At 48.5% G+C, this 22,168-nt stretch carries 27 protein-coding genes; 17 read left to right on the top strand and 10 right to left on the bottom strand.

Translation table 11 applies throughout. The features are described from left to right. Nucleotides 1-4 precede the first annotated feature (4 nt). From flhC to AB8S08_RS12715, 8 genes are all read right to left on the bottom strand, one after another. Nucleotides 5-550, bottom strand: a complete 546-nt coding sequence (flhC, locus tag AB8S08_RS12750; RefSeq protein ID WP_110075730.1) for a flagellar transcriptional regulator FlhC — start codon at nt 548-550, stop codon at nt 5-7. Nucleotides 551-559: 9 nt separating this feature from the next. Further along, complete coding sequence (locus AB8S08_RS12745) at nt 560-859, bottom strand: flagellar transcriptional regulator FlhD (RefSeq protein WP_369742962.1); 300 nt, start codon at nt 857-859, stop codon at nt 560-562. A 127-nt stretch (nt 860-986) separates the two neighbouring features. Next, complete coding sequence (locus tag AB8S08_RS12740) at nt 987-1,280, bottom strand: EscU/YscU/HrcU family type III secretion system export apparatus switch protein (protein ID WP_110075732.1); 294 nt, start codon at nt 1,278-1,280, stop codon at nt 987-989. After that, on the bottom strand, nt 1,270-2,076 hold the full coding sequence (locus AB8S08_RS12735; RefSeq protein ID WP_369742961.1) for a flagellar hook-length control protein FliK: 807 nt from the start codon (nt 2,074-2,076) through the stop codon (nt 1,270-1,272). Before AB8S08_RS12735 ends, AB8S08_RS12740 begins: the two co-directional genes overlap by 11 nt. Further along, entirely contained in the window at nt 2,073-2,375 is a 303-nt protein-coding gene (locus AB8S08_RS12730; RefSeq protein ID WP_162014506.1) for a flagellar protein FliT, read from the bottom strand. Before AB8S08_RS12730 ends, AB8S08_RS12735 begins: the two co-directional genes overlap by 4 nt. A gap of 62 nt (nt 2,376-2,437) precedes the next feature. Next, complete coding sequence (fliS, locus tag AB8S08_RS12725; RefSeq protein ID WP_181394909.1) at nt 2,438-2,836, bottom strand: flagellar export chaperone FliS; 399 nt, start codon at nt 2,834-2,836, stop codon at nt 2,438-2,440. A 15-nt stretch (nt 2,837-2,851) separates the two neighbouring features. After that, nucleotides 2,852-4,225 carry a flagellar filament capping protein FliD gene (gene fliD / locus AB8S08_RS12720; RefSeq protein ID WP_369742960.1) on the bottom strand — a complete coding sequence of 458 codons (1,374 nt, stop codon included), beginning with the start codon at nt 4,223-4,225 and terminating at the stop codon, nt 2,852-2,854. Between the two features lie 116 nt (nt 4,226-4,341). Then, the gene (locus AB8S08_RS12715) at nt 4,342-6,048 is read right to left on the bottom strand and encodes an HD domain-containing phosphohydrolase (protein WP_369742959.1); all 1,707 of its coding nucleotides are present in this window, start codon (nt 6,046-6,048) and stop codon (nt 4,342-4,344) included. 206 nt (nt 6,049-6,254) lie between these two features. On the opposite strand from AB8S08_RS12715, the gene AB8S08_RS12710 reads away from it, so the two are divergent. The 4 genes from AB8S08_RS12710 to AB8S08_RS12695 all read left to right on the top strand — a co-directional run bounded on the left by AB8S08_RS12710 (nt 6,255) and on the right by AB8S08_RS12695 (nt 9,475). Continuing rightward, nucleotides 6,255-7,352 (top strand): FliC/FljB family flagellin, encoded by a 1,098-nt coding sequence (locus AB8S08_RS12710; protein ID WP_369742958.1) that lies wholly within the window; start codon nt 6,255-6,257, stop codon nt 7,350-7,352. Nucleotides 7,353-7,512: 160 nt separating this feature from the next. Next, on the top strand, nt 7,513-8,610 hold the full coding sequence (locus tag AB8S08_RS12705) for a FliC/FljB family flagellin (protein WP_369742957.1): 1,098 nt from the start codon (nt 7,513-7,515) through the stop codon (nt 8,608-8,610). 87 nt (nt 8,611-8,697) lie between these two features. Further along, nucleotides 8,698-9,048, top strand: coding sequence for a hypothetical protein (locus AB8S08_RS12700; protein ID WP_110075739.1), 351 nt, complete (start codon nt 8,698-8,700; stop codon nt 9,046-9,048). Between the two features lie 79 nt (nt 9,049-9,127). Further along, complete coding sequence (locus AB8S08_RS12695) at nt 9,128-9,475, top strand: flagellar protein FlaG (RefSeq protein WP_110075740.1); 348 nt, start codon at nt 9,128-9,130, stop codon at nt 9,473-9,475. A gap of 31 nt (nt 9,476-9,506) precedes the next feature. On the opposite strand, the gene fliE is transcribed toward AB8S08_RS12695, so the two are convergent. Beyond that, nucleotides 9,507-9,854 (bottom strand): flagellar hook-basal body complex protein FliE, encoded by a 348-nt coding sequence (gene fliE, locus AB8S08_RS12690; RefSeq protein ID WP_110075741.1) that lies wholly within the window; start codon nt 9,852-9,854, stop codon nt 9,507-9,509. Between the two features lie 206 nt (nt 9,855-10,060). Between fliE and fliF the strand changes: the two genes are divergently transcribed. From fliF to fliR, 13 genes are read left to right on the top strand one after another with little or no spacing between them, the layout of a single operon-like run. Further along, a complete protein-coding gene (fliF, locus tag AB8S08_RS12685; RefSeq protein WP_369742956.1) occupies nt 10,061-11,821 on the top strand; it encodes a flagellar basal-body MS-ring/collar protein FliF in 1,761 nt (586 codons plus the stop codon). After that, nucleotides 11,808-12,854 carry a flagellar motor switch protein FliG gene (gene fliG, locus AB8S08_RS12680; protein ID WP_369742955.1) on the top strand — a complete coding sequence of 349 codons (1,047 nt, stop codon included), beginning with the start codon at nt 11,808-11,810 and terminating at the stop codon, nt 12,852-12,854. The genes fliF and fliG overlap by 14 nt, the downstream gene beginning before the upstream one ends. Continuing rightward, nucleotides 12,841-13,569, top strand: a complete 729-nt coding sequence (gene fliH / locus AB8S08_RS12675) for a flagellar assembly protein FliH (protein WP_369742954.1) — start codon at nt 12,841-12,843, stop codon at nt 13,567-13,569. The genes fliG and fliH overlap by 14 nt, the downstream gene beginning before the upstream one ends. After that, complete coding sequence (gene fliI, locus AB8S08_RS12670; RefSeq protein WP_369742953.1) at nt 13,562-14,920, top strand: flagellar protein export ATPase FliI; 1,359 nt, start codon at nt 13,562-13,564, stop codon at nt 14,918-14,920. The genes fliH and fliI overlap by 8 nt, the downstream gene beginning before the upstream one ends. Next, nucleotides 14,920-15,369 carry a flagellar export protein FliJ gene (fliJ, locus tag AB8S08_RS12665; RefSeq protein WP_110075746.1) on the top strand — a complete coding sequence of 150 codons (450 nt, stop codon included), beginning with the start codon at nt 14,920-14,922 and terminating at the stop codon, nt 15,367-15,369. The genes fliI and fliJ overlap by 1 nt, the downstream gene beginning before the upstream one ends. Before the next feature lie 10 nt (nt 15,370-15,379). Further along, on the top strand, nt 15,380-16,681 hold the full coding sequence (locus tag AB8S08_RS12660; protein ID WP_369742952.1) for a flagellar hook-length control protein FliK: 1,302 nt from the start codon (nt 15,380-15,382) through the stop codon (nt 16,679-16,681). A 36-nt stretch (nt 16,682-16,717) separates the two neighbouring features. Then, entirely contained in the window at nt 16,718-17,209 is a 492-nt protein-coding gene (fliL, locus tag AB8S08_RS12655) for a flagellar basal body-associated protein FliL (protein ID WP_181394910.1), read from the top strand. A 9-nt stretch (nt 17,210-17,218) separates the two neighbouring features. After that, a complete protein-coding gene (gene fliM / locus AB8S08_RS12650) occupies nt 17,219-18,334 on the top strand; it encodes a flagellar motor switch protein FliM (RefSeq protein ID WP_110075749.1) in 1,116 nt (371 codons plus the stop codon). Continuing rightward, nucleotides 18,324-18,725 carry a flagellar motor switch protein FliN gene (gene fliN, locus AB8S08_RS12645; RefSeq protein WP_110075750.1) on the top strand — a complete coding sequence of 134 codons (402 nt, stop codon included), beginning with the start codon at nt 18,324-18,326 and terminating at the stop codon, nt 18,723-18,725. The genes fliM and fliN overlap by 11 nt, the downstream gene beginning before the upstream one ends. Nucleotides 18,726-18,729: 4 nt before the next feature. Continuing rightward, nucleotides 18,730-19,098 carry a flagellar biosynthetic protein FliO gene (gene fliO / locus AB8S08_RS12640; RefSeq protein WP_110075751.1) on the top strand — a complete coding sequence of 123 codons (369 nt, stop codon included), beginning with the start codon at nt 18,730-18,732 and terminating at the stop codon, nt 19,096-19,098. Further along, nucleotides 19,098-19,841, top strand: a complete 744-nt coding sequence (gene fliP / locus AB8S08_RS12635) for a flagellar type III secretion system pore protein FliP (RefSeq protein ID WP_110075752.1) — start codon at nt 19,098-19,100, stop codon at nt 19,839-19,841. The genes fliO and fliP overlap by 1 nt, the downstream gene beginning before the upstream one ends. A 9-nt stretch (nt 19,842-19,850) precedes the next feature. Further along, nucleotides 19,851-20,120, top strand: coding sequence for a flagellar biosynthesis protein FliQ (gene fliQ, locus AB8S08_RS12630; protein ID WP_110075753.1), 270 nt, complete (start codon nt 19,851-19,853; stop codon nt 20,118-20,120). An 8-nt stretch (nt 20,121-20,128) separates the two neighbouring features. Then, complete coding sequence (gene fliR, locus AB8S08_RS12625; protein ID WP_369742951.1) at nt 20,129-20,914, top strand: flagellar biosynthetic protein FliR; 786 nt, start codon at nt 20,129-20,131, stop codon at nt 20,912-20,914. A 41-nt stretch (nt 20,915-20,955) separates the two neighbouring features. Here the strand turns inward: fliR and flgL are convergent, their stop codons facing one another. Beyond that, nucleotides 20,956-22,152, bottom strand: a complete 1,197-nt coding sequence (flgL, locus tag AB8S08_RS12620) for a flagellar hook-associated protein FlgL (RefSeq protein ID WP_110075755.1) — start codon at nt 22,150-22,152, stop codon at nt 20,956-20,958. Between the last annotated feature and the right edge of the window lie 16 nt (nt 22,153-22,168).

The following is a 22,168-nucleotide window of genomic DNA, read 5'->3' as shown; positions in this document are numbered from 1 at the left end:
AAACTTAAGCAGGTTTTGCTGCTTTTGGAGATTTATTTTTCAACGGTTTACCGGCTCGGGAGGGGGGTGCGCAAACACCACATACGTAGTCTTTATCTGGGGTATGAGCATGATTAACGAATTTTAGCCCACAACAGGTGCAGCTAGACAACTGAAACATGTCGCTTTCAAAAAACCGAATGAGTGTCCAAGCGCGGGTGAGCGCCAACACATCTTCTTCATTGCATAACCGAATATGTTCTTGATAGAGCTTGTAGGCCTTGATAAAAGCTTGCATCCGCTCTAATTTGTGTTGCTCGCGCAAACGCAGGTAAATGTTGTAGAAAAAAGATGCATGTACGTTCGGTTGCCACGTCATAAACCAGTCCGTAGAAAAGGGCAACATACCTTTTGCTGGTGATTTACCTGCGACTTCTTTATACAAGCGAACCAAGCGACCACGGTTAAGACTAACTTCTGATTCAAGCACTTGCAATCTGGCACCCAGCTCTATCAACTCGATGGCGAGTTGCACTTGGTTCAGTTCATCAAGTAACTTGGTAGAGCTCACAAGCTATCCTTATACCGATGCCATCAACATCGCTAAATGAGTTTGTTGCATGCCGGTGTCGCGTTTATTACCAAGCACCGCTTGTAACTGTTCTACCGACCCTAAACTTGGTTTGAGTAGACTGTGTGGCTGGCGTGCAAGCAAGGTGAGTTCTTTGGCCGACAAGCCTTCAATAAGATCCGCAAGATCCTCGTCAATTTTAAGACGAAACATAGCAGTATCGCGATCTTCTGCAATTAACTTTTGCACCAGCATCAAGTAACTTAAATTAAGTTCTTGTAGCTCAGCGATAATTCTATTTTCAGACATGTACTACAGTCCCAGATCCATTAATCCATACAAATTAATGGGATCTTTAACAAACTTTAACAGTGCAAGTCAAGATTTCGGCAAAGATAAAACAGCTAAGCACTCATAGCTTTATGTAATTTATTTGTTATTTTGGTTCATTATTTGAACTGAATTTAGCGTTATCCTCTAAACCCTTCGCCCATATTAACAATTCAGCAACAATTAGCCACATCGTTTGGGGTACATAGGTATCGAGTTCCAGTTGCGACAACAAATCCACCAACTCCGGCGAATCATGCACAAACACCCCATGCTCATTTGCCAGTGCGATCATCTCTTCCGCCACTAGCCCCTGCCCCTTAGCAATCACCTTGGGCGCAGGTTCAAATTCTTGATATCTTAGCGCTACTGCTTTCTTGTTTGGCTTATCATGATTCATTGGCTAGCACCCCTACAGCAATGGGATCGATCTGCAATCCTGTTATTTGCCTTAAGCGTTGGGCTAACATATCTACCTGAGACCGTACCAGCTGCACTTGAGACTCTGTGCATTGTACCTGCATCGTGAGATGTTGATCACCGAGCCTGAGTTTGGCTCGCAATACTCCAAGCACTGGTAAACTCAATTTTATCTCACTAGTCCAAGCTGCGGCTTCGGGCTCATCTCCCTGTTGTCGCCGTTGCTCATCACGCCAACGTTGCACTAGAGGATTAACCTCGGGTTGCACCAACCATTGCAGCGTGGCTTGGGGCCATAACTCGGTTTCAATACGCAACATGCCGCTATTAAGTAGGTCTATTTGCTGCCCTAAAATAGATTGAATAGTACTGGGGGTGCGATTTTGAGGCTGTTGTTGCAGCAAGTTTATTGGCGCTTTTTGTGCAGCCCAGCGGGCTAATAACGTCTCGTAGAATACGCCAGAATCTTTCACTAATGTCTGTAATTTGCTAACTAATGCAGCGACATTCAAGTTAGTCGCTTGAGCTGGGAATAATTGCCCCGCAGTTTGGATAAAGGCAGATTGCGAACCACGTGGTGGGAGTTGCTGCTGCCAGCTGTCTATTAGCTGTAATAAGCGCGCTACTTGCTGACCCGCTTGGCTAAATTCAGTGGTGGTTGCGGCGGCTTGAATGGGGGCAACTGGTAAAGGATGTCTGGGCAGAGCTGCCACCGGGCTGCGCTGCTTGGCAACCTGGTGGACTAACGTATCGAGAAGAGGTGTGATGCTGCTCAATTGCGATAACTATGCTCTAGTTTTTGCTTTTTGTTCATACTGCGCAAGGTTTGCTCAAGCATGGTTCGCCGTGCAACCAAGCGTTCGCGAATCTCGCGGTCTTGATCCATGATAGTGCTTAGCAACTGCAATTTATCGAGCTTTTGTTGGTCACTCAACTCAACTTCTGCTTCAGCTACGCTCAACCGTTCCACTTCTTCAACGTATTGTAGCTCAGCTTTAATTAAGCTATCCCAGTCTTCGTTACGCACACTAGCTAACATCTGGTTTGAGTGCTCGAGCAAAGTGTAATACGACATAATAACCTCCGTCGCAGAGAGAGCATAGGTGCGGGCAACTCGCTCAGATGCTGACACTGCGATCATGCTCCTTCAACCTGCGGCTGAATTTCTTTCCAAGCAGAACCAATTTGCTCCAACAACGCTGCAGCTTCGTCTAGTTTCGCTACATCATTGTGCAAATTAGCTTTCAGTAGCAACTCAGCCACGTAGGTGTAAAGGGCCTCTAAGCGTTCAGCTAAGTCACCACCTTGTTCTTTATCTACGGCAGCCAACAAACCTTGGTTCACAATATCCAACGCCTTGCTAATTGACTGAGCTTTAGCAGCTATGTTCTTTTGCGCAATGTGTGCTTTCGCGCCTTTAATGGCTTGAATAGCCCCATCAAATAACAAACTAATCAGTTTGTGCGGGCTCGCTGAAAGAACATGGCTTTCAATTCCTACTCGACCGTAAGCGGCCGCTCCACGCATACCGTACATAGGTAGTTACTCCTGCTACTTCTTATTGCCTAGCTGCGCATTTAAAGCATCAAACTGCTGCATTAAATACGAACTAGTAGAATTCATATTAGCGATCATGCTGTCTAGCTGACCAAACTGCACTCGATACCGCTCTATTGTTCGAGCGATGCTGACTTCTTCTCGTGCATAACGTTCTTCAAGACGTTCTATCGCACTCTTCATACCTTCGGTACCCAGCGCTATCGGACCATTTTCGTCCAATAACTGAGTGACCGTATTACCAGCTTTAGCGACGAAGCCATTCGCCTCGTCAGTACCAACGTTTTCGGTACCCGTGAAGAAGTTACTTAATTGCGTTAGTTGTGTACTGGTTAGCTCTTTCAGCTTATCTGTGTCTAGTTCTAACGAACCATTGAGCTGTCTGCTGATACCGATCTCGCTTAAGGTATTAAGCCCCTCGCCATCTACAGCTTCAGAAAAAATGCTACGCAAGCGCGTTTCTACGGTGCGCAAACCACTATCACCCAACAACCGGCCAGCGGTTTGAGTTTCAGCGTTGTATTTGCTTAAGTCTTTGATGGTGCTTTGTAAGCTGTTATAACTTTTCACAAAGTTCTCAACAGCACCCGTGATAGCCGCTTCATCTCGGGTGACATTAACCGTAGCAGTCTGCCCTTCTTGTTCAAGAGTAAGGGTTATGCCCTGCAACGCATCGGTCACTTGGTTTGATTGGCTACTAATGCCAATCCCGTTCACGGTTAAACTGGCATTAGTACCGGCTTGAATCGAGCCAGCATCAACAGCTAGCTCATCACCAAAGCCATTAAAGGTTAGTGAACTTACGGCAGCATCTGTGCCGGTTTTACTCGAGGTCAAAGCTAGACGGAAGGGTGCGTTAGGGTCGCCGTCATTAATGATCGAGGCAGTGACATCACCTTGCTGAGCATTAATAGCATCCCGAATATCTTCTAACGAACTCGCACCGGCTTCGATATCTATACTATGACTGGTGCCATCACCGAGAGTAAAGCTAAAAGTTCCAGCCCCTAAATCACGACTTTTATCGTCTAATCCAAGGGTTGCACTGCTGTACGCCCGCGCTAGGGTATTCACTTGAACGTTATACGAACCTGGTACCGCACTTGCGCTAGCTGCTGCCTGCAAACCTTCGCCAGTTACTGAGCTACTAACGGCTTGAAAGGTCTCTGGTTTACCAAGGTTGGTTAAGGCATTTTGAAACGCCGATAACGAACCTTCTAGACGACCATAGGCAGAAATGCGCGCCTGATAGCTAGCGCGTTGTTGCACTAACGGCTCTAAGCGCTGACGTTCAGCTGATTCTAGCTGCGTCAGTAAGCCATTTAGATCTAACCCGGAACCAATTCCGAGTGCTGCAATAGATGCCATATCAATACGTCCTATTTAACTGCTAATCAGTTTGCCTGATGCGAATCAATTCAAAACCGATAATAGCCGCTGTTACGCGCTGTATTTCATGTTTATCGGCTGTTATTTAAACAACTTTAGGTCTCTGGAACTAAAACATCTCTAATTCGTCCGAGCTCGGCCAATGCAGCGCCAGCAATCACAGGTCCCAGCTTTTCATCCGGAGCATACTTATGCGGGGACACTCGTACTTTCGCTACTCGTTTTTGTCTATCTAGCCCAACCACCCAGGCAAAGACGCCTTTCTCAAAACGTAATAAAGAACCTATAGGTAGCACGCCAAAGTGCGTAACATATTTTTTTAACCAACTTTCATCGAACTGATCTACCAAGGGTTGCATAAGCTTAGCCGCAACCGCTGCCGGTTTAGCCGGTCGGTCTGGACGCGAGCGCTGTAATGCATCCATACTGTCTACGACCGCCGCCATACGCGCTAATTGTCCCAACTGGTCGGCCTTTAATCCTAACGGATAACCCGAACCATCAAGGCGTTCATTGATTTGCGCAATCACGTTATCGCGAACCACCGGCGCTAACCACTTTACGCCACCCATTTTATCCAATAGCGCATCCACGTGGGTGTGCATTTCTTCGTACATTTCTGTACTTAAAGTCGTTGCTCGCCAAATATCTTGTGGCAATAAGCCTTTCCCAAGATCATGTACCATGGCTGAAGCCGCCACCGCTTTGCGCAATTCACGCGGTACTTTCTGACTGCCTAACATATCAGCCATTCGCAACGCCACAGCTAAACCGTGTCGCACCCACCGCGATTCGCGATGAATACAGTGCACTGAAAATAGCGCTTCTTCGCGGTCATCATCTAACATATCCAGTAATCGATCGGCATGCAGCGACAATTGTTGTGAGCTCACCGCTTCACCTTGGCGCATCACCACCATCTGACTATCTAAATAACCAGCGATACGAGCCAGGCGCCGCGCCATAGGAGTCGCATATTGATGCTTATGCCGGCGCCCTAAGCGGTCATCATCTTCATCGCGAATTCGAAACAGCTCTGATTCGTTGCGACTATCCCCATTACTTGCACTACGGCTAGCTTCGCGTTCAATCTCCCGCACATAGTTCCAGACCTCGCGCTCTTGCGCCTTACTGGGGTTTTCAAACTCAAAACCCACCGCCATAACCTGACGGTCGTTGTCGTTCTTAATATGGCGAACCCTAGCAGTCACCTCAAACGAGGTGCCGTTAGGAAAATGCAGTGCAATTTCCGTAGCAATATCCGGCAATACCCGCGATACACCATCTTGCATAAAAAATTCAGCCAAACATCCTGTCGCGGATAAATCACGTAAATCACCTTGCAGCTCTACTAACTCTTCTTTGTCGTTATCGGTACTGCGCACCAGCACCCCAACGTGCATCCCTAACCTTAAACTGGCGCGAAAGCTCGCACGACGTTGTTGTACATGAATTTCTTTGGGCCAATCTACATAAGCTAACAAGCGCCCTTCTACTGAAGAAAAATCACGAACCGCCAAGGGGTTTGAGCGAACTAGGCCGCCTGGTGTATAGCCTGAAAGGATAAACTTACCCCCACGACGTAAACTAGGTGCAACATCACGAATGGCGGTAAGATCAAGTAATAAATAATCTTCTTCTAGCTGCTCAACTATCACCAACGGATGACTTTTCTCACCCGGTCCCAGTAGGGTTAGGTTTGCTACCCCCGGTTGGCTCAAAGCATCGTAATAGGTGGCGAGCTCTACCACACTATTAACGGGAGTAAACTCGTTGTCGGCTGTTACCGGCGCTTCGTTCACGCAAAATTCCTTGTGTCACTAAATTTAACTTCGCTGATGTTGATATCGGCATGAGAGCTTAGATCTTTAGCTTACTCTGGGGCTTCGCTTAGCCTATCCACAAATAATCAAAGGAAAATTTCTAAAGTTATTTTTTTTGCTTCCGATAACAAGAATAACGGCAGGCCGATTGGGTTGCCTAATTTGGAAACAGAAGGAATATACCTATGTCAGTTATCAATACAAACATCACCTCGATGATTGGCCAACAGAACCTGTCTAAATCACAGTCTGCTTTGGCTACCTCTATGGAGCGTTTGTCTTCAGGCCTGCGTATCAACAGCGCTAAAGATGACGCCGCCGGTCAAGCCATTGCAAACCGTATGTCTTCACAAATCACTGGTTTAGGCCAAGCACAGCGTAACGCCAACGACGGTATCTCTGTCGCGCAAACTGCTGAAGGCGCACTGAACCAAGTGAACGACAACTTGCAGCGTATCCGTGAATTGAGCGTTCAGGCGCAAAACGATACCAACTCGCAAGACGACTTAGATTCAATCCAAGCTGAAATTAACCAACGCTTGAGCGAAATCGACCGTATCTCTTCTGAAACTAGTTTCAACGGCGTGAAAGTATTGGCTTCTGACCAAGCTCTTTCTATCCAAGTTGGCGCTAACGACGGTGAAAAAATCGACGTTAACTTGCAGGAAATTACTGCAGCAACATTGAACATGGATACTTTCAATGTGAACGGCGTTGATACTAACAACCTTCAAGCAGCCTCTTTTACTGATGACGACGGCCAAACTGTGGCTGGCACGGTTACTATCGAAGATGCTGATGGCAACGCTTTAACTGGTACTTTACAAGAAATTACTGATGCTGATGGTAATGGCACCGGTGCGTATGTACTGCAAACAACGAACGTTGATGGTGATACCGTATACCAAAACGTTACCGACGTAGCTGTAACAACTGGTGTTGCTGGTGACGGTTCTGATTCAACCGCTACTGTGACAGTAGATGCTACTTATGACCTTGGCGCGTTGACTGCAACACCTTTAGCAGCAATCGACGAAGCGTTATCAACTGTTGACACCTTACGTTCTGACCTCGGTGCTATCCAAAACCGTTTCGAGTCTGCAATCACTAACTTGCAAACCAACGAAACTAACTTGGCAGCAGCGCGTTCACGTATCGAAGATGCTGACTACGCAGTAGAAGTTGCGAACATGACTCGTTCACAAATTCTGCAGCAAGCGGGTACTTCGGTTCTTGCGCAAGCGAACCAGGTTCCACAAGGCGTATTGTCACTGTTGGGTTAATACCGGCAGGGCTAATCCCCTTAGCGATGATGAAAGGCACCTAAGGGTGCCTTTTTTATTTTTAGAAATTTTTCTAAAGCTTTTCTAATAGCGACCGATAACTAGATACAACGGCAGGCCAACGTAGGCAGCCTATTTTGGAAACAGAAGGAATAAGACTATGTCAGTTATCAATACAAACATCACTTCGATGATTGGTCAGCAAAACCTTCAGAAGTCGCAATCAGCATTAGCAACTTCTATGGAGCGTTTGTCTTCAGGCCTGCGTATCAACAGCGCTAAAGATGACGCCGCCGGCCAAGCCATTGCAAACCGTATGACCGCACAAATCACTGGTTTGTCTCAAGCACAGCGTAACGCCAACGACGGTATCTCTGTTGCACAAACTGCTGAAGGTGCTTTAAACCAGGTAAACGACAACTTACAGCGTATTCGTGAATTGAGCGTTCAGGCGCAAAACGATACCAACTCGCAAGACGACTTGAACTCAATCCAAGCTGAAATCACTCAGCGTTTGAGCGAAATCGATCGTATCTCAAAAGAAACGAGCTTCAACGGCGTGAAAGTTTTGGCTTCTGACCAAGAGCTTTCAATTCAAGTTGGTGCGAATGACGGCGAGAAGATCGACGTTAATTTACAAGAAATCACTGCTGCAACGCTAAGCATGGATACTTTCAACGTGAATGGTGTTGATACTAACAACCTTCAAGCAGCCTCTTTTACTGATGACGACGGCCAAACTGTGGCTGGCACGGTTACTATCGAAGATGCTGATGGCAACGCTTTAACTGGTACTTTACAAGAAATTACTGATGCTGATGGTAATGGCACCGGTGCGTATGTACTGCAAACAACGAACGTTGATGGTGATACCGTATACCAAAACGTTACCGACGTAGCTGTAACAACTGGTGTTGCTGGTGACGGTTCTGATTCAACCGCTACTGTGACAGTAGATGCTACTTATGACCTTGGCGCGTTGACTGCAACACCTTTAGCAGCAATCGACGAAGCGTTATCAACTGTTGACACCTTACGTTCTGACCTCGGTGCTATCCAAAACCGTTTCGAGTCTGCAATCACTAACTTGCAAACCAACGAAACCAACTTGGCAGCAGCGCGTTCACGTATCGAAGACGCTGACTATGCGGTAGAAGTTGCGAACATGACTCGTGCGCAGATTCTTCAGCAGGCTGGTACTTCGGTTCTTGCGCAAGCAAACCAGGTTCCACAAGGCGTATTGTCACTGTTGGGCTAATCGCTCTGAATTGTTTGAAAAAGGCGCCGATTGGCGCCTTTTTTATTAGTAGAGGCAGTATATGATGCTCACTTTTAAGGCGAATTTATGGCGTGGTCGGCGACAACCATTACTTCAGTCAACCTAATCAATGACGTGATTCCGAAGCTGAAGACGGTAGAGTTTATTTTACAAGGTAAGCTACAACAGGCTATTGATCATGGCCCTAGCGCTGAGAGCCGGACTAAATATCAGTTACTGCAACAAGAATTTGAGTTAGAGCTATTGATGATTCAAATGAATTTAGAGCATTTACTTCATCGTTATACTCAAGATTTACAGCCTACGGCTGGTCGGCTTGATAATAAAATTTTAGATCTAGACGATAACGAGCGTGTGGCAATCACTGCTGTCTACCAATTGTATGAACGTGTTTGTGCGCTCACGACCAAACTTTAGTTGCTTCGTTAAATTGTTTAAAGTTTCAGCAATGATTGCCGATATATCGTTATAACCTCATTGTTTATGGAGAACTGTTATGGCGTCGCCTATTAATGAAGCCGGTTTAAATTGGCCGGTAACATCGGCAGCTGCCGAGCAACAACGGCTTGATCGGGTACTACAGCAATTGCCTGCGGTACGCCAAAGTGAAGCTCAAAAGGAACTGAAAAAAGACGAATTGGTGAAACCTATTCAACAAATCAACGAAGTGATGAACAATTACGGCATTCATTTTGAAATGAATGATGATGCTGGTCGAGTGGTGGTTAAAGTGATTAGCCGCGATTCCGGTGAGGTGATTCGACAAATCCCATCGGAAGAAGTGATTCGCATTGCCCAGCATCTGCATGAAATGTCTGGCTTGCTGGTCCGCGAGCAAGCCTAGCAGGTCACCATGACGACGCCATGCAGGTGTTCTACACCTGCATGTTCATGATTTCTTTGTAAGCGCTTACTAATTTGTTTCGTACTTGTACACCCATCTCAAAAGCCAGCCCGGCTTTTTGTTTATCCACCATCACTTGGTTTAGAGACACGTTCGGGTCACCTAACTGAAAGGCTTTGGTGTTGGCTGCGGCAGTTTGTTGCAGACTATTAATTCGTTCCAGGGATTGTTTTAATTCAGTGGCAAAACCACCCTGTGGTACTGCGCTGTTTGCAGCGCCTATTGCGTTGGCTGCCATCGAGCTCGCTGAAGGGGCTGCTGTTTCGGCTTTAAGCGCTTGCATTTGTTGCAATGCGGTTTGAATTGCGGGTACGCTCATTATTGTCCTTGGTGCTAGTTAGGCCATTTTTATGCATGCCACTATACCCAGTTGAATCGCTAGTGAAGCAAACAATAAGCCTTAAAAAAGTGCCTTTATTGCCCCTTTGAGTTGCCACTACCTGCGCATAATGTGCACTAGATAAATCCGTCTACCCTAGACGACATTTCCGTCATTTGATTAACCGAATTGAGACCCAAGGCCCCATGGAAGCATCTGCAACAGTGACCCAAGCCGGTACCGCTAGTAATAGCCCAGACTGGCTGGCCAAGTTAAAACAAACCGGAATGGTGCCATTATTGATTGGCGGAGCTGCATTCATCGGCTTGGTTTTTGCCCTAGTGATGTGGGCTAGTGCGCCTGAATATCGCGTGCTTTATAGCAATTTAAGCGAAGCTGATGGTGGCCGTATTGTGACTCAACTGGACACCATGCAAGTGCCCTATCAGCTAAACGGCAATGGGACTATTTTGGTGCCTAGTAACGATGTGCATAAGCTGCGTTTACAAATGGCTGAGCAAGGTTTACCGCAAGGGGGCAATGCTGGTTTCTCACTCATGGACAACCAAGCCTTTGGGATCAGTCAGTTTGCCGAGCAAGTTAATTTTCAGCGTGCCTTAGAAGGCGAACTGGCCAGCTCCATGGAATCTCTCGGCCCTGTACTCAAAGCACGAGTGCATTTAGCCATGGCTAAAGCCTCCGTGTTTGTCCGTGAACGTGAGCCAGCCAAAGCCTCGGTTATTCTTACCTTGCATCCTGGCCGCAAGCTTGGCGATGGACAGGTACAAGCGATTATCCACATGGTTTCAAGCAGTGTTCCCGAGTTAGCGCCGGAACAGGTTACTGTGGTGGACCAATACGGCTCCTTATTGTCGAACAGCAATCAAGAAGACGCTCAAATCGGTTCTAAATTAGAGTACATCCATCAGTTAGAGCGCTCCTATCAAGAACGTATCGAAAATATTTTGAGCCCGATCCTTGGCCGCGATAATATCCAAGCGCAAGTTGTTGCTGAAGTCGATTTTGCCAAGCGTGAAGCGACCGCCGAGCGTTATAGCCCCAATCAAACGCCGGAAACTGCGGCTATCCGTAGTATTCAACGCAATCTCAGTATGCAGGGCAATGCCCAGGGCGCTAGCGGCGTTCCCGGAGCATTGAGCAATACGCCTCCTGGTGTAGCTGCATCACCGATCGAGTCGATCACCAATGCCGATGAAGCCACCGCTGCCGACAACGCTAATCCACAACAAATTCAGCAAGACCAAGTGGTTAATTACGAAGTTGACCGTACCGTTGAACACGTTGACCACCAACGCGGCCAACTGCAACGACTAAGCGTAGCCGTGGTTATCAATCATCGCAGTGTGTTAGACGAAGAAGGCGTGCCGCAATTAGTTCCACGCAGTGAAGAAGAGCTTGATTACATTAATCGGCTGGTACGCCAGGCTATGGGCTTTTCAGAAGTCCGTGGCGATCAGCTCGAAGTAGTGAATAGCGTGTTTGTACGACAACGCACCACCGACGAACAGCCGCCTTGGTACGAGCAACCGTCAATGGTTGATTTTATCAAGCAGCTAACTCGGTATGTTATTGCTGGTATCGGCGTGCTATTACTGTATTTGCTGATTCTACGGCCGTTGTTAAAACGTTATGCACCAGCTCCTGCAGTTACCGAGACCCCTGAAACTCGTGGCCGTCTACGCGCAGTAGTAGGCGACGATGATGATGATGATGCCGTTGCTGCAAATAGCAACAATCGCAGCCGTCGAGCGGGCGGCGGTTACGCTGATGATGATGAGCTTGAGGTGGATGACAATACCCCAAGCGATCCTTTCCATTGGCCGAAACAGCAACGTAATGCGAGCTATGTTCAAGCCTTAGCGAAGGCGAAAGAAGCAGCACAAAGTAACCCACGCCAAGTAGCTCGTATTTTACAAAATTGGATGAACGAAGATGACCACGTCTAACCCAGCGAGCGCGACGCCGGCCACCAATGGCGCCAAAGCAAGTAAAGAAACCACCGGGCTACGGCGGGCTGCGCTACTGTTACTAATGATTGAAGAAGAATCTGCTGCAGAAGTCTTTAAACACTTTGCGCCTAACCAAATTCAAAAGATCAGTAAGGAAATGACGCGCCTTAATGACGTATCCCATGCCGAAATCAAAGCGGTGCTGGAGCTCTTCCATCAGCATCTGGCCGACACCCCATCGCTAGATAAATACGACGATTACGTGCGTTCTGTGTTAACCAAAGCGCTTGGTACCGACCGTGCCAACTCACTGATTGAAGACGTGCTTGAGCACAAAGTGGGTGGCATTGGTATAGACGCATTAAACATGATGGACGTACCAGAAGTTGCTGAAATGATTAAAGATGAGCATCCGCAAATCATTGCCACCATCTTAATCCACTTGGATCGTGCCCAAGCGGCAAAAGTACTGGAGCTATTTGACGAGCGCCTACGCAATGACGTGGTGCTACGAGTTGCCACCTTTACCGGGGTGCAGCCAGCGGCTTTACAAGAGCTGACCGAGGTGCTTGGCGGTATGTTAGATGGTCAATCGCTCAAGCGCAGCAAAATGGGCGGAGTGCGAACGGCTGCAGAGATACTCAACTTACTTTCTGCAGGCCAAGAAGATACTGCATTGGAAAATATTCGCGCCTATAACGACGAGTTGGCACAAAAGATTGTCGACGAAATGTTCTTGTTCGAAAACTTATTGGACTTGGACGACCGCAGTATCCAAGTACTCTTGCGTCAGGTAGAAACCTCATCGTTGGTGATCGCTCTCAAGGGCGCACCCGACGAATTGGTGGAGAAATTTCTACGCAATATGTCCCAGCGTGCGGCACAGCTTATTCGTGAAGAAATGGAGACTCGTGGACCGATCCGAGTATCGCAAGTGGAAGGCGAACAAAAAGCTATTCTGCAGGTGGTTCGTCGCTTGGCCGATGCTGGTGAAATTGTCTTGAGTAGCGGTGACGATGCCTACGTTTAAGCCTTTTTTTACTGAACCAAGCTCTACCAATAGCAACTCTGAGCAAGAGTGGCAAAGCTGGAACATGCGTTCGTTAAATCAGCCGGCGCCGTCCAAACCACCAACACCCGCCGACAATGCTCAGGTTAAAACGGCCGAGTTTGCCCAGCAAAGCGAACTTAAGAAGTTACAAGAGCAAGCGCGTACCGAGGCCGCTGAACAAGGCCATGCCGAGGGGCATAAGGCAGGTTACGACGCAGGTTACGCTGAGGGCCTAGCGGCGGGTAAAGCGGCCGCAGAAGAAGCCGCAAAAGCCGAACTAGCACAAGCTCTAGCGCCATTAGCAGACTTATTAAAAAGTGCCGACAGCGCTATCAATAGCATGAGCGAGCAGTTAGCTGATAGCTTACTGCAATTGGCCATGACGGTAGGAAAACAACTTGCCGGTGAAGCCTTGGCGGCGAATCCTGAGCAAATCATTGCGCTTATCCGCGATATCATTCATGAAGACCCCTTGCTGGGTGAGCGTCCCACGCTAGTTCTGCATCCACAAGATCTGGCGCTCGTGGAACAGCATATGCAAGATGAGCTCGCCAGTTTACGCTGGAAATTAAAAACCGATGAGCGATTAGAGCGCGGCGGCTGTAAGTTACTCACCTCTCAAGGTGAATTAGACGCAACCATCGAAACCCGCTGGCAACGTATGCTACAGCAAGTACGAGGGCGACATGCCTAATTCGGCCCGCCTATTGCCCCACTGGCAACAAACGCTTACCAGCGTACAGCAGCGCCTTAACGAACAGCCGCGTTGGTTTATGTGCGGCCGCTTGGTGCGGGCCACCGGCATGGTACTTGAGGCTGTGGGCTTACGAGTGCCGGTTGGCAGCCATTGCTGTATTGAAGCCAATACCAACAACATTACTGCTGAAGTGGTTGGTTTTGCAGGTGATATTACTTATTTAATGCCACTCAACAACGTGCAAGGATTAGTGCCAGGCGCACGCGTGGTGCCTTTTACCGACAACGACCAAAGCGGTCAGCGCTTTCCTCTGGGCCCTGCGTTATTAGGACGGGTGTTAGATGGTTTAGGACAGCCTTTAGATAATCGGCCATTGCCTAAACACACAGAATTTGGCGGCCTTGCTAGTGCTCCTATCAACCCCATGCAACGTGCCCCTATCGATACTCCTATCGATGTTGGTATTCGTGCTATCAATGGCTTACTGACCGTTGGTCGCGGCCAACGCATGGGCCTATTTGCCGGCTCTGGTGTGGGTAAATCTGTTTTGCTTGGCATGATGGCGCGCTTTACCAAAGCCGACGTGATTGTGGTGGGTTTAATTGGTGAGCGTGGTCGTGAGGTACAAGAGTTTATTGATCATATTCTTGGGCCACAAGGGATGGCCAGGTCCGTGGTGGTAGCTGCACCCGCAGATTCATCGCCGTTACAACGCCTTCAAGGCGCTACCTATGCTACCCGCTTAGCCGAAGACTTTCGCGATCGCGGCCAACATGTGTTGTTGATTATGGATTCTCTTACTCGATATGCCATGGCGCAACGTGAAATCGCCTTAGCTATTGGCGAGCCCCCAGCTACTAAAGGGTATCCACCAAGTGTCTTCGCTAAATTACCTAGCTTAGTTGAACGCGCCGGTAATGGTACCCGTGGTGGCGGCTCTATCACTGCATTTTATACGGTGTTAACTGAAGGCGATGACCAACAAGATCCGATCGCTGATAGCACCCGCGCCATTCTCGATGGCCACATTGTTTTATCACGTGAATTAGCTGAGAGTGGACACTACCCGGCCATCGATATTGAGGCCTCTATCAGTCGTGTTATGCCTAGCATTACCGCGCCTAATCAGTTGCAAAGTGCACAACGCTTGAAAAAACTATTCTCGGTCTATCAACGCAATCGCGATCTTATTAGTGTGGGTGCTTACAGCCCGGGCCACGACCCCCTCTTAGATCAGGCGGTGCAAAAACAACCGCAAATCGAGCGCTTCTTACAACAGCAAATGCACGAACAAGCACCTTTTGAGGCCGCTTTTAAAGGCTTAACCTCGTTAGTAGGAGGGGCATAATGAACTCTACCGCATTGTCTTTGTTAACCGAGCGTGCTGAACAAGCTCGCACCGAGGCAGCTGTGTTGCTCGCCTCTGAGCGGCAGAACAAAGTAAAGATTTCGCAGCAGTTACAGGTGTTGCAGCAATATCGCAATGAATATGCGGCACAGTTGCAACAGCAATTGCAGGCGGGCTTGCCAACCGTGATGGTAACCACTTATCGGCGTTTTTTAAGTAGTTTAGATCAAGCCATCACGCAGGCTCAGCAAGCGTTGGTACAACAGCAACAAAAAGTAGCTCACAGTACCAAGCATTGGCAGCAGCAACAGCAGCAGTTGCAGTCTTATCAAACCCTAGCACAACGGCAGCAGGATAAGGCGCAGCAACAACAAAATAAACGTGAGCAAAAGCTGGCTGACGAACTATCCATTGCGATGTACGTACGTCAGCAACAAGCGCTTAAATAAGGGAATTGCCATGGTACAAATATCTTCGGTTATCGCAGCAGTGCCTGTTAGCCCTCGTACTACCGGCACTAAAGATGCCAGTGGTACTGAGCTAGGCAGCACTGGCGCCGACAGTGGTTTTGCTGGGCTTTTCGCTGCTTTACAGTTGCCGGCCCAAACTGCCACCAGCAAGAACCCAGATCTAACGCAACAGGTGGCCGCTGTGGCCCGCTCTGGCAGCCAATTACCGCAATTTTCAGCGCCGGCCTTACTGGCAAACCTTGGTGTTGCAGCTGACCTGGCAACGGGGAATCCATCAGGTGCACCTGCTGCGACTCTGTTCGCACAGACGCTGGCTGCGAACGAAGGCGGGACCACTGCACAAGTACTCGCCTCAGTGACTGCTCATACTAACTCATTATCGCCAGCGGTTCTGGCTGGTACCCAACAGGCTACGAATACCGCAGCAAGCCATGTTGCAAATCATGTCGCAAGCAAGACTGCCAAACCTAATCACGTGTCGGGAGCTTTAACAGCTGCTAGCGCGACTGCGAGTGATTTAGCAGGGGCTAAGCCAACACTATCAGCAGCCCTCTCCGCAACCCATGCGGCAGCCACAACCGAAGCGCCCCATTCTAGCGTTGCTAACTCTGTGGCAGCAGCGTTAGCTAGCCAAAGCAATCAAGCACTAGCACCTGCGGATAACGCCTCACCACAACTGGCTACGGGCATACTTGCCAGCACTGCGGCTCCTGCGGCAGCAGGCTCGACCCTGACAGCACCTGCTATTCAAGTGATGTTAACCGATGCGAGTAACTTATCGAGCGCAAGCACCAGCAGTGCCCAGCTAACTGCATCGGTAGGTTCTCAAGCTTGGGCTAACCAGTTAAGCCAATCAATGGTGCAGATGGTGATGCACAACGGCCAACAGATGACGCTAAAGCTTCATCCCGCCGAGCTTGGTCCGCTACAGATGCAACTGCAATTGGATGAACGCAATCAAGCACAGCTGGCTATCCTCACTCACAGCGGTGCTGTGCGTGCAGCGTTAGAGCAAGCCTTGCCACAGCTACGAGATACTTTGGCAAATCAGGGAATTCAGTTACAGGGCTCGCAAGTAAGTGAGCAATCTAACCACGCTAGTACCGCACAGCAATTTGCTGGTTCCGGCCAGTCTGCAGCTGGCTTTGCGCAACAAGATCGTGACCAGGGGCGAAATAACTCGCAAATTAACCCTGCAGAAATCGCCACTGCGGCCGAGAATACTGACAGAGAAGCAAATTCTCGGCATACTGCTGTGTCTGCTTCAGGCGCAGTTGATACTTACGCCTAAGCAAGCAGCTAATGGATGATAGAAAAGGTAGATAACATGGCGCGAAAAAATGACGCTCAGCCGGCTACGGCGGGACAGGGCTCTCCAATCATGATGGTCTTGCAAGTGCTCCTCATTGGGGTAATGGCGCTTAATACGTATTTGCTTTGGGATACTCGAAACATCGCGGCAACGGCCTCTGTCGCTAGCGGACATGCGGAACCCGAAATAGTTGAGCCAGTATTTTTAAATATTGCGCCGTTTACGGTGAACTTGGCCAGCGATCAGTATGGTCCGCGCTTGCTCTATGCCGGATTAACGCTAGAGTTACCTAGTGAGAAAATGAAAGAATTGCTCACTAAAAACATGCCGCAAGTACGCAACCGCTTACTGGTCTTATTATCAGGTCAGCAAGCAGAACAGATTGCTAAATCTGAAGGCAAAAAAACCCTGGCTAGCAACATAGCCAAGGCTTTGAGCGAGCCTTACTCGAGCGATGAAGAAATCCTCATCAACGATGTTTTGTTCACAGAATTTATTGTTCAATAAGAAGAAGTTATGAGTAGCGGACACCACCTGTCACAAGAAGAGCTTGATGCTCTTATCAGTGCTATAGAACCAGAAGCGGAAGTTGCCGACGAGATCGGCTCTACCGCTACTGACCATGTGTCCGCAGGTACCGCTAAAAGTGCGCAGCCGCAGCGCAAGAAGGTCAAGCAGCAGCCTTTCGACCCTGGTTCACAGGCTCGTATTGTGCGCGAGCGCTTGCATACCTTAGAAGTTATCAATGAGCGTTTTGCCCGACAATTTCGCATGAACTTGTTTAACTTGTTGCGCCGTAACGCAGATATCACGGTGGATTCGGTGCGCTATCAGCGCTTCAGTGATTTTGCTGATGCGACCCCGTCACCGGCTAACCTCAATATCATCTCGATGAAGCCGCTGCGCGGCAGTGCCTTGGTGGTGTTTCCCCATGCCTTGGTAAGTATTATTGTCGAGAACTTGTTTGGTGGTGATGGCCGGTTTATGACGCGTAACGAAGCGCGAGAATTTACCGCCACCGAACAGCGAATCATCAATCGAGTCTTGAATTTAGCTATCGACGCCTATCAAGAATCGTGGCGTGCCGTGCATCCGTTAGAGATCAGCTTCATTCGCTCAGAAGTACAACCTAAGTTCGCCGCCATCACCAGTTCACCCAGCGAAATTGTGGTGACGACGACGTTCCGTTTAGAAGTCGGGCATTTAGAAAGCACCTTTAAAATCTGTATGCCGTATGCCATGGTCGAGCCACTGCGCGACAAGCTAAGTAACCTTCGCGCAGACATCGGTGGTAATTCAAACGACAAAGCTTGGCGCCAACGCATCACTCATGAACTACAGTCGTCTAGTGTTGAAGTCATTGCCGACTTTGTCGAAATCCCCTTGCGCTTACCCCAAGTGATGTCATTGAAGCCAGGCGATATTTTACCCATTGAGCTACCGGCGACTGTGATGGCTACGGTTAACTCATTGCCTATCATGGAATGTGAATTTGGTACCATTGATGAACATAGAGCGCTGAAAGTGAAGCAAATGCTAGATAATCACCGCTTCCCTCAATCTATTCTGCGAGATAGCCGCAAAGGTGTATTCACACCATTGCGCGCCAAGGAGTCATCTGATGACGAATAAAGACGATTCGTTTAACAACGAACAAGACCCATGGGCTGATGCCCTAGACGAAGAGCAAGCCAGTGCGGCGAGTGATAATGCCGGCGTGTTTAAACCACTGGATAGTAGTGCAGCTGCCAGTTCAGCCATGAACGAGCTCGACATCATTATGGATATTCCGGTTAAGCTAAGCGTAGAGCTTGGGCGCACCCGGATCACCATCAAACAGTTGCTAGAATTAGCCCAAGGCTCAGTGGTAGAGCTTGATGGTCTTGCTGGCGAACCGATGGATATTCTGATCAACGGTTACTTAATCGCACAAGGCGAAGTGGTCGTGTTAGACGATAAATACGGTATCCGAATTACCGAAATCGTCACGCCGTCTGAGCGTGTACAAAAGTTAAACCGTTAAGCTTATGCAAAGTACCGACGCACCCGAATTAGCCACCGGTATGGCCCTCTTAGGCCAGGTAACCCTGATTTTGTTATTTATTATTGCGGTGATCTTGGTGTGCGCTTGGGTGTTTCGTAAGCTGTCAGGAAAAAGTGTTGGCCAACCAGGCTTAATGCAGGTGGTTGGTAGTTTGGCTATCGGTCAACGCGAACGTGTTGTCATTGTTGCTGTAAAAGACACTTGGTTGGTGCTTGGCGTTACCAACAACGGCATCAATAAATTACACGAAATGCCAGCGCAGGCTCTTCCTGCATCTCAACTAAGCAGCTTTGCCGCTCGTTTTCAGGCTGCCAATTCTCGCGTTGCTAACCCCACCAAGGATAACGACTGATGCGTTGGTGGGTGTTCTTAGTTGTTGCATTAGGTAGCCTGTTACTGCCGCTCGACGCCATTGCGCAGAGCATCCCAGGGGTAACTACTAGCCCAACTGAAGATGGCGGCCAACAATGGTCGCTGTCGCTGCAAACCTTACTGTTTTTAACTAGCCTTACTTTTTTACCCGCCGTACTCTTAATGATGACCTGTTTTGTGCGGCTTATTATCGTATTTGGCTTGCTGCGTACGGCGATGGGTACGCAATCAGCACCGCCTAACCAAGTGCTGCTGGGGTTAGCATTGTTTTTAACCTTTTTTATTATGCAGCCGGTGTTCAGCCAAATTTACGAACTTGCATGGCTCCCCTTTAGCCAAGATGCTATCGGATTTGAGCAATTTATCGAGTTAGCTGGCGGCCCATTACGTGAGTTTATGCTCGCACAAACGCGCGAGCCGGATTTAGCGTTATTTGCGAACTTGGCGAATGTCGGGCCCTTAGAAAGTCCTCAAGACGTGCCTTTTCACGTACTGGTGCCGAGCTTTATTACCAGCGAACTAAAAACCGCTTTTCAAATTGGTTTTACTATTTTCATTCCCTTTTTAATCATCGATTTGGTGGTTGCTAGTGTGCTGATGGCCTTGGGGATGATGATGGTCCCGCCGGCGACCATTTCGTTGCCGTTTAAGCTAATGCTGTTTGTGTTGGTTGACGGCTGGCAACTACTGATTGGCAGTTTAGCCAACAGTTTTTACCTGTAGGAGCCGGCGATGACCCCAGAAACAGTCATGACCATTGCCTACCAAGCGATGCTGGTGTGTCTCTATCTAGCGGGCCCGCTGCTGCTTACAGCGCTGCTTTTAGGTTTGTTGATCAGCTTGTTTCAAGCGGCCACCCAAATCAACGAAATGACCCTATCTTTTATCCCCAAAATACTTGGTGTATTAGCTGTTTTGATTATGATCGGGCCCTACTTATTGCAGTTGATTATTGATTTTACCACGCGTCTCTTCACTAATATTCCTATCATGATTCAATAGGGTCGGTCATGATTACCGTCTCTTTTGCGCAGTTACAAGAATGGATTAGCCTGTTTTTGTGGCCATTTTGCCGTTTTACTGGGTTTTTATTGATAGCCCCTATCTTCAGTCATTCAAGCCTGCCCAACCGAGTTAAACTTGGTTTAGCGCTGATTTTCACGGTGATTATTAGCCCAGTACTACCAGCGCTACCAGCCGTGCCGCTGTTCTCGTGGGCCAGCTTTGGTATCATCATCGAACAGCTGATTATTGGGGTCGCCATAGGTTTAGTGATGCAAGTTGTATTTGCCGTGGTGCAAGCCGCAGGTGAATATATTGGCTTACAAATGGGGTTAGCGTTCGCGACCTTTTTCTCGCCCGATAGCGGCGCCAACACCATGATCTTATCGCGCGTCTTCTATACCTTTGCTATTTTGATGTTCTTAGCCCTAGACGGCCACTTGTTGATGCTAGAAGTTCTGGCTCGCTCTTTTACTTTGTTACCAGTCGGAACCTTGGGCATGAACGCTGATGCCTTTTTGTTGATTGCCCAGTTTGGCATGGTCATCTTTAGTTCTGGTATTTTACTGGCTTTACCGGTGTTCGGCGCACTGCTTATTGTTAACCTTACCTTAGGTATATTGAATCGTTCTGCGCCACAGCTTACCGTATTTTCGGTGGGCTTTCCGATGTCGTTGACCTTGGGTTTGGTGTTATTAACGGTATTGATGACTGAGCTTGGCGGGTATTTACGGCGGCTATTTGAGCAGGGGTTTGCCATGCTAGAGCAGGTACTCACCAGCATGGCGTTATAAGCTATTGAATTTGGCTTGGAGTTTGCTCCCTGTTTAACAACTTACAGGAAGTTAAACAGGCTCATTCCTTTCATATCAACAAAGGCTTTTTGCGCGGCCTGTAAACCCACCATCCGCACGCTGTACTGGCTAGCCGCCTCGACATAATCTAAATCAACCAGTTGCGATAATGCTTGTTCGTAAGCCAGTTCCCGATTACCAGCAATAGCATCTAACGCATCCAATTCGTTTAAGCTCGCACCCACCTCTGCACGGGTAGTAAGCACGTTGTCTAGGCCATTATCAAACTCGCGCATCACGGTACGCAGGGTATTAGCTCGGGTAGCTTTACTGGAGGCATCCGTAGCAGGAGCATCTAACACGGCCATGGCTTTCTCGAAGGTGCGGAAAATATTGGTATTATTTTCAGCTCCTCGAGCCACACGCAAGCTATCGCCCGCAGCTGGCTGGCCTTTTAACTCAATCGCCACGCCGGCTAAAGAAACCGTCATAGGATCGGTGTAATCTTCCCAAGCACCGCCATTAACACGGTATTGCATGGCGCCGCCATTGTCGGCAAATTCAATGTCAAAAGCGTCCCCAAAACCCGCCGCATCAACGTCGGTAATGGCGATATTGCCAAATTCTAATGTCCCTTGGTTTGTAAGCGGGGCATCAGCAAGGTAGTTAGCACTGCTATGCACACGATCAAAAATATCGGCCCCGATGTGACCCACATCAACCAATCTATCGCCATCTATTTTTTGTTGTCTAACTTGGTCGTTACCTACGTATTGCACGGCTCCATCAGCGCCAGCAGCAAAAGCTGGGCTATCGTCTTGGTACCCGGCGAACAAGTAGCGGCCATTGCCATCACGGGTATTAGCCAACCCTAACAAGGACTGATAAGCCCCTTCTAATTCGCTCGCAATAGAAGCCCTGTCGGCATCCGACATGGTATCGCTAGAGGCTTGTATCAGCAGCTCTTTAGCGCGGCTATACACATCACTGACGCTGTTCAAAACGCTCTCTTCTTGCGATAGCGCGTTGCGCACGCCAATTCGAGCTTGGTCATACTGACCACTTACCGCTTTAGATTGCTGAATATTAATGGCTTGGGTCATGGCTTGCGGGTCATCAGAAATATTGACTATTCGCTTACCACTGGCAATTTGCTGCGAGATCTTCAGAAACTCAGTTTGCTGCCGATTCATCGAGGTATTGCTCTGGTTGTACATGGTCATGGTACTAATACGCATCTACTTGCTCCCAACC

The sequence above is a fragment of the Pseudidiomarina sp. PP-1MA genome (assembly GCF_041200125.1).
Classification (GTDB): Bacteria; Pseudomonadota; Gammaproteobacteria; order Enterobacterales; family Alteromonadaceae; genus Pseudidiomarina; species Pseudidiomarina fusca.
This window is presented reverse-complemented; position numbering and strand designations above follow the sequence as displayed.